The following is a 4,190-nucleotide window of genomic DNA, read 5'->3' as shown; positions in this document are numbered from 1 at the left end:
GATTATGCACAGGCGCAGTCTACTTTAGATCAAGTCAAATCTAGTGGAAAACCTCTTGTTACACTTTTGCAGACCGATATTTATCTGGGGCAAAACAAGTTGGATCAAGCCTATACTTCAATTGCTTCTACACAAATGACTATGCCTGAAAATAGAGCTTTCAGTTATAAGTTGGCTGAAGTGTTGCTGCGCCAAGGAAAATTTTCACAGGTTCAAACTCTTGTTCAACGGTTTATCAATAAAAACCCAAGAGATATCCAAGGTTGGCAATTTTTGCAGCAGGCTGCTAATTTGGACAAGACAGGACCATTGAGAGCAGTCAATGTTTTACGCTATCGAGCAGAAGCTGAATATTGGTCGGGGAGTGAAGAGAATGCGATTAAATCGATGTTGCATGCTCAGCGATTAGCAAAAGACAATCAAGCAATGTCGGCTAGAATAGACAGTAGATTGAAACAAATGCAAGATGAGCGAAGAATGAAAATTTGAAATATATCTTTCAAAAAATTCAAATATATAAACACGCCCAAACTAAAAGAAGCTTTGGTTTGAGGGAATATAAAATTTAAGAGAAGAGATTAAGCTAATTTAGCTTTAATTTTTGCTGAAACTACAGAAGGATCGGCACGCCCGGCTATGATCGGACGTAGAGAATTCATCACCTTACCCATATCTTTCATGCTAGTTGCTTCTTGAGCAGAAATCGTTTGCTCAATGAGAGAATCAAGCTCTTCCTCAGTCATAGCTTCTGGTAGAAACTGAGATAAAATCTCAGCTTCGGCTTGTTCTTTACTAGCTAAATCATCACGACCAGCACCTTCAAAGGCTTTGATCGATTCTTTACGTTGTTTAATTTGCTTTTCAATGACCGCAAGAACCTGAGCGTCGCCAAGCTCTATGCGCTCATCGACTTCGATTTGCTTAATTGCTGCTTGTAGACTACGCAAAACCGTCACTGTTGCCATATCTTTGGCACGCATAGAAGTTTTTAATGCATCAGTAATTTGGTTTTTTAAAGTAGTCATAATTCAGCAGTCAATCACAAATTAATTAGTAAAGGCGAGTAGTACGTACAGATTCGCGAGCCAATTTCTTTTGGTAGCGTTTAACTGCAGCAGCTTTTTTGCGCTTACGTTCTTGAGTTGGTTTTTCGTAGAATTCACGTTTACGAACGTCAGCTAAAACACCAGCTTTTTCGCATGAACGTTTGAAACGACGGATAGCTACGTCAACTGGTTCGCCTTCTTTCAACTTAACTTGTGGCATGTAAAATCCTCTAGATTATGGATAAGATCAAGCACACTATTGTGCCGGATCACAAGTGAAGGTCAGTATTTTACTCATTTACAACTCATATCACAAGTCTATAATAGCGATTGCAATATTTTGACTCATATAAAAGGCAGTTTTGATGATTGTTTTAGGCTTGGAAACTTCTTGTGATGAAACAGGGTTGGCACTTTATGATAGCGAACTCGGCTTGCGGGGACAGGTTCTTTATAGCCAAATTAAACTTCATGCCGAATATGGTGGAGTAGTACCTGAACTTGCTTCTCGAGACCATGTTCGAAAATTAATTCCTTTAATGAATCAATTGCTTGAGCAAAGTGGTGTAAAAAAACAAGAGATTGATGCTGTTGCTTATACACGTGGTCCTGGGTTAATGGGAGCCTTAATGACAGGAGCTTTATTTGGAAGAACTTTAGCTTTTTCTTTAAATAAACCTGCCATCGGTGTTCACCATATGGAAGGGCATATGTTGGCGCCTTTACTCTCAAGTCAACCGCCTGAATTTCCATTTGTTGCTTTATTGGTTTCAGGTGGGCATACACAATTAATGGCAGCTCACGGTATTGGTCAATATGAACTTTTGGGTGAATCTATTGATGATGCAGCTGGGGAAGCCTTTGATAAAGTTGCAAAAATGATGAGTTTGCCATACCCGGGTGGTCCTAATATTGCGAAATTGGCTTTAAGTGGTAATCCATTAGCGTTTGAATTTCCACGACCAATGCTTCACCAAGGTCTAGATTTTTCTTTTAGTGGTTTAAAAACAGCTGTTTCTGTGCAATTGAAAAAATTGAATGGTGAAAACAGAGATGCTGACATTGCTGCTTCATTCCAAGAAGCAATTGTAGATACCTTGGTAAAAAAATCAGTAAAAGCCTTAAAGCAAACTGGACTTAAGCGTCTAGTCATTGCGGGTGGAGTAAGCGCAAATTTACGATTACGTGAACAGTTGGAAACTTCATTGGCTAAAATTAAGGCACAAGTTTATTACGCAGAACCTGCTCTTTGTACTGATAATGGGGCAATGATTGCTTTTGCAGGCTATCAACGCTTAAAAGCAGGCCAGCATGATGGTTTGGCTGTAACCACAACACCACGTTGGCCAATGACTGAGTTGTCTATTCCTGAGTAAAATTATTCATCTTCAAAGGCTTGTTGGTTTTCAATATCTATATATTCGATATAACCACGGCCTTGAACTTCATTACCGAAATAATTACCGGTAAATATATAACTACTTGCATAACCTCGCCCATGACCGTAGCGGAGTGGGGAGTCAATTTCTGCCTGAATATTTAAAATAATTTGTTTAGCTTCATTTCGAGCAATCCACGAAAAGAATTTAGGAAGTCGCATCTTTTGTCCAGTCGGTGAGATGTAATCATCAACTTGGTGAGAAATAATATCAAAACTGACATCTGTATAAACTTCTGCAGGCCGATCAAGATATCTAATATGCAAAGTATAAGCTGCTGTCTGGCCTGCAATATCTGCTTTGGTAAGAAGAAGTTGAGTGGTCTCATTTAAATTGATAATTTGATAAGTAAAAAAATCAAGTGGCAGTTTATAGGCTTCAGGAATAAGTTTATCTGTGATGGAATGAGCTCCAACTGCTCGAGCATATTCATAAGTGCAGAGCCCCTCACTTTCAATACGTTCTGCTTGGTAGGTTAAGAAACCTTTAAACTTTGCCAACAAACTAAAATGATCATAAATCGGTGTTTTGATAAACCATGAAACATGTGAGGTAACATCAATATCAAAGTCGAAATCAAGACCCTCGTAGTGTCCATTAATATGAATTTTTGGGAATTTTCCTTGAATTGAAATTTCTTGACTTAGTTCGATTAAGCTTCCATCTTCATTAATTTTTGTATCTTCAGGAATGATATAAGCCTTAAGCAAAGCTTTCTCTACTGCTGCGGTACTTGAAAAGAAAGTCGCTGTTTTTCGAGGATTTCCGTGAATTATGTCATCATGATCAAATGCAAGAGCACCAGGTGTGCCTAATAAAATCATAATATTTAAATAGTGATGCGGCTCTGGCAAAAGTGGAAAAAAGATGCCGTAATGAGTCCAGCTATAATATTTTTCATCAACTCGGGGCTGAATGATATGAGGTTGAGAAAAAGGAAGAGTTGAGTATTTTTCTGCTTTATCTATAACACTTTGCGCGAGCAATAAGCTTTGACCTAAAACTTTGCTGCCTATAGAAATTTTGGGCAATTGTTTTTTCATATATAAACCTAAAGGAGGATAGGACTATCTTTGTTTTAGGTTATGAAAAACAACTATCAAAACTAAGCGGTTTTCAGGCCAAAGCTAAGGCTTTGCGGGACATTTTGTTTAATTGTTAGGCAACTCTTTTAAGCCATTTAAACCAATCCAGTGCTTAGAAAACTGATAAGCAGCACGTCCTGAACGTTGACCACGCATTTGACACCAACGCAAACTTTCAGCACGAACTTCATCATTAAAAACCATGTTTGCTTTATGAATGTAATGCTCCACAATTTCTAAATATAAATTCTGGTCCATTGGGTAAAAAGATAACCACAAGCCAAAACGATCTGACAAAGAGATCTTTTCTTCAATCGCTTCTTGTGGGTGTAGTTCGGTATATTGAGGTACATCAACCTTAGTTACAGGCGTATTCTCATGCATAAATTCTGGTAACAAATGGCGACGGTTACTGGTTGCATAAATAATAAAATTACTTGAACCAGACTGTAATGAACCATCCAATACACTTTTTAAACTACGGTAATTTTCATCTTCAGCATTGAAAGCTAAGTCATCACAATACACGATGTATTTTTCAGGTCGGTTTTGAATGAGTTTCTGAACTTTAGGTAAATCTGCTAAGTCATCACGCTCAATTTCAATTAAACGTAATCCTT

Annotated in this window: 6 protein-coding genes; 2 read left to right on the top strand and 4 right to left on the bottom strand. The window is 37.9% G+C overall.

Going from position 1 to position 4,190, the window contains the following annotated elements; translation table 11 throughout:
- A partial coding sequence (locus UC75_RS20475; protein ID WP_416202201.1) for a tetratricopeptide repeat protein occupies positions 1-489 on the top strand: 489 nt, incomplete at its 5' end.
- A gap of 89 nt (positions 490-578) precedes the next feature.
- Here UC75_RS20475 and UC75_RS06525 read toward each other — a convergent pair.
- Together UC75_RS06525 and rpsU are read right to left on the bottom strand one after the other, a co-directional pair.
- On the bottom strand, positions 579-1,025 hold the full coding sequence (locus UC75_RS06525; RefSeq protein WP_004791284.1) for a GatB/YqeY domain-containing protein: 447 nt from the start codon (positions 1,023-1,025) through the stop codon (positions 579-581).
- A gap of 25 nt (positions 1,026-1,050) precedes the next feature.
- The gene (rpsU, locus tag UC75_RS06520; RefSeq protein ID WP_001136722.1) at positions 1,051-1,266 is read right to left on the bottom strand and encodes a 30S ribosomal protein S21; all 216 of its coding nucleotides are present in this window, start codon (positions 1,264-1,266) and stop codon (positions 1,051-1,053) included.
- Between the two features lie 145 nt (positions 1,267-1,411).
- Between rpsU and tsaD the strand changes: the two genes are divergently transcribed.
- Entirely contained in the window at positions 1,412-2,422 is a 1,011-nt protein-coding gene (gene tsaD / locus UC75_RS06515) for a tRNA (adenosine(37)-N6)-threonylcarbamoyltransferase complex transferase subunit TsaD (protein ID WP_049837080.1), read from the top strand.
- Between the two features lie 2 nt (positions 2,423-2,424).
- On the opposite strand, the gene UC75_RS06510 is transcribed toward tsaD, so the two are convergent.
- Both UC75_RS06510 and UC75_RS20470 read right to left on the bottom strand, forming a co-directional pair.
- The gene (locus UC75_RS06510; RefSeq protein WP_049837079.1) at positions 2,425-3,528 is read right to left on the bottom strand and encodes a DUF6670 family protein; all 1,104 of its coding nucleotides are present in this window, start codon (positions 3,526-3,528) and stop codon (positions 2,425-2,427) included.
- 108 nt (positions 3,529-3,636) lie between these two features.
- On the bottom strand, positions 3,637-4,190 hold a 554-nt coding region (locus UC75_RS20470), incomplete at its 5' end, for a DUF815 domain-containing protein (RefSeq protein ID WP_228137138.1).

Source organism: Acinetobacter sp. V2, from assembly GCF_001188385.1.
Taxonomy (GTDB): Bacteria; Pseudomonadota; Gammaproteobacteria; order Pseudomonadales; family Moraxellaceae; genus Acinetobacter; species Acinetobacter oleivorans.
This window is presented reverse-complemented; position numbering and strand designations above follow the sequence as displayed.

What these genes read in the sequence shown, in the direction of transcription:
- tsaD (WP_049837080.1), top strand. Translation starts at nt 1,412, where the DNA reads ATGATTGTTTTAGGCTTGGAAACTTCTTGTGATGAAACAGGGTTGGCA.
- UC75_RS06525 (WP_004791284.1), bottom strand. Translation starts at nt 1,025, where the DNA reads ATGACTACTTTAAAAAACCAAATTACTGATGCATTAAAAACTTCTATG.
- rpsU (WP_001136722.1), bottom strand. Translation starts at nt 1,266, where the DNA reads ATGCCACAAGTTAAGTTGAAAGAAGGCGAACCAGTTGACGTAGCTATC.
- UC75_RS06510 (WP_049837079.1), bottom strand. Translation starts at nt 3,528, where the DNA reads ATGAAAAAACAATTGCCCAAAATTTCTATAGGCAGCAAAGTTTTAGGT.